Source organism: Kocuria sp., from assembly GCF_030536815.1.
Classification (GTDB): Bacteria; Actinomycetota; Actinomycetes; order Actinomycetales; family Micrococcaceae; genus Kocuria; species Kocuria gwangalliensis.
The window spans coordinates 1-2,365 of the sequence record NZ_JAUNPE010000256.1 but is presented as its reverse complement, the minus strand read 5'-3'; the positions used below and the strand labels follow the sequence as shown (position 1 = coordinate 2,365).

The following is a 2,365-nucleotide window of genomic DNA, read 5'->3' as shown; positions in this document are numbered from 1 at the left end:
GAACGTAATTCCTACGTCAGGGCGAAAGGACGGATGATCGCCGTGGTGTCTTAGCGGGGCACAGTTGACTGGGGTCGGGCGCTGAGGAACACGTCGATCTCGTCCCGGAGCGGTATCCCGAGCTGCTCGACCCGCACCGTACGCTCGGTCGAGCCGTTCACCCCTGCAACCGGGGTGGGTGCATCAATACCAACATGTCCCCGGGGAACCCTGCATAAAATGTGCGGCTGGGTTTCTTCGAAAGGCCAATTGGCGATGTACAGATTGTGCGGGCTGTGTTCTCGGTGCTCGTCTCGTTGTGGCCAGGTTCAGCAGGTCTGAGGTGGGGGTGGTCCTATTTTTGGTGATCTTCGCATCAACGGGACAGCTCCCGGTTGATGAACTCGATCTCATTGTCGCTACCGATGCCTCGGATCGGGAACGCCACTAAGCGCGCGTCCTTCTTCAACAAACGTGAGGTCTCGACCGCTTCACATCGAGGACATACCATGGTGTCCACAGCTTAGGGCCGCAGCGTTGTCGGCGGGGGCCGGCCTCGGCCAGGCGGAGGGAATCCTATTATGGCTATTCAGTCCCGCTCCACACTCCTGGTCGTGGCAGCAGCCTCGGCGCTCGCCCTGTCGGGATGCGTGACGGTCAACCCGAATCGGGGCGGGGATGAGCAGACCCCGCCGGCCACGACAGCGCCGCTTCAGTTGGATCCGACGACCCCGACCGAACCAACGCTGGAGTCGCCCACCCAGGCTCCTCCGCAATCGGCATCGGTACCGCCGGAGGTGCCGGCCGTCTGGACGGACACCCTCGAACAGGTCAGTACGGGAGTGGTCAAAATCTCGACGGGAACCTGCGACGGGCCCGGGCTCTTGGGCAGCGGCTTCCCTGTGAGTGACACGCTCATCGTCACCAACGCCCACGTCGTCGCGGATGCGGCCGCGGTGACGGTCGGTCAAGCCGCCGCCACCGCGGAAATCATCGGTTACAGCGAGGAGGCGGACCTGGCCCTGCTGCGGGTCGCCGAGCCCGTGGAGGGCCACATCTTTTCCTGGGCCGAGGAGCCGCCTCGTCTTGGTCAGGACGTGTCCGTCCTCGGATATCCCCTCCGGGGTGGGCTCACCAGCGTCCAGGGTGTGGTGAGTAGCCCCAACGCCCGGCCCGAGGGCTTCAGCGACACCGCGCGCTATGTCCAGACCGACGCGGCTGTGAACCCCGGCAACAGCGGTGGGCCGCTGGTGACGATCGACGGGGACGTACTTGGTGTGGTGTTCGCCAAAGGGGTGGCGGGCTCGGCTGGCACGCCCGTAGAGGGTACTGCTTATGCGCTGTCCTACCAGACTGCCCAGTCCATAATCGACGATTGGGCCACCGCCCCGCAGTCGGTGCCATTGGTGGAATGTCCAGTGGTCCCGGGCGTTCCCCAACCCACGGGGGACGTGCCTCTCGACGTGACCGTCGCCTCGGATCACGAAAGCGCGGCAGCGGTGGCGCAGTCACTGGCCCTGCACGGCGACGCCATTAACAGAAGCCAGTACGACGCCGCCTTCGGCCTCTTCACCCCTTCCATGCAAGAGCAGATGGAGGGGGTCGAGGTCTGGCGGGAGGGCCTGCTCACCACCTACTGGCAAGAATTGGCCGTCCTTGACGTCTCGGGGTCTGGTGACACGCTGACGGCGCGGACGTTGGTGCGCACGACGCAGGACGCTGCGGATGGTCCAGACGGCCAGACATGCTCAATCCTTGCTCTCGACTACACCATGGTCCAGGACGAGCAGCGGGGCATCTGGCTCATCAACGAAGTGCAGGAGCGGGAGGATCCCCGGCCCTGCTAATCGAGTGTCTAGCTCCCATGTGACCAACCTCCGCGCGGGGTAGGGGCGGCGCGCTCGTTGACCAGCTGGGACCGCACCGGGGACGGAAGCCGGACGGAAAGACCGGCGATTTCGTCGCCGCCATCGAGTTCGCGGACGCGAGCTCCCGCTCACTGGCAGAGCGGGCAGGCAGCCCTGCTCGGGTTGGAGGAACTGCCCGCGGACCACCTGACGGTGCCGGGTGTGGCCCACGCGAGCGCGGGACGAAACGCGCGCCCAGTAGCTCGGCGAACAACACGCGCTCGGCGTCGGCCGCGTCCTTTCGGGCCCCGGGCCGAGGCCCGAAGGGATGTGGCCCAGAGTCACCTCCCACATCAGCCCTTTCAGTTGGCCCCCGCTGAGCACGCCCGCCTGAGCACCTCCCGGGCCTAGGAGAGCGAGCTCCGCGACCGGGAAAAATGCCGCATAAGGTCCGCGAGCTGCTTCTCGTAACCGCTCCGACATAGCTCCGGAGGGAATAATCCCTTCCCCGCTAGAGTTGAGTAGAGTAGACTCAAGTT

The 2,365-nt window shown here is 65.4% G+C and carries 1 protein-coding gene; it reads left to right on the top strand.

Annotation, left to right across the window (positions count from 1 at the left end):
* Positions 1–560: 560 nt before the first annotated feature.
* Positions 561–1,826, top strand: a complete 1,266-nt coding sequence (locus Q4E95_RS12895) for a trypsin-like peptidase domain-containing protein (protein ID WP_303383683.1) — start codon at positions 561–563, stop codon at positions 1,824–1,826.
* Positions 1,827–2,365: the final 539 nt, after the last annotated feature.

Coding starts and splice junctions, on each gene's coding strand:
- Q4E95_RS12895 (WP_303383683.1), top strand. CDS start 561: ATGGCTATTCAGTCCCGCTCCACACTCCTGGTCGTGGCAGCAGCCTCG.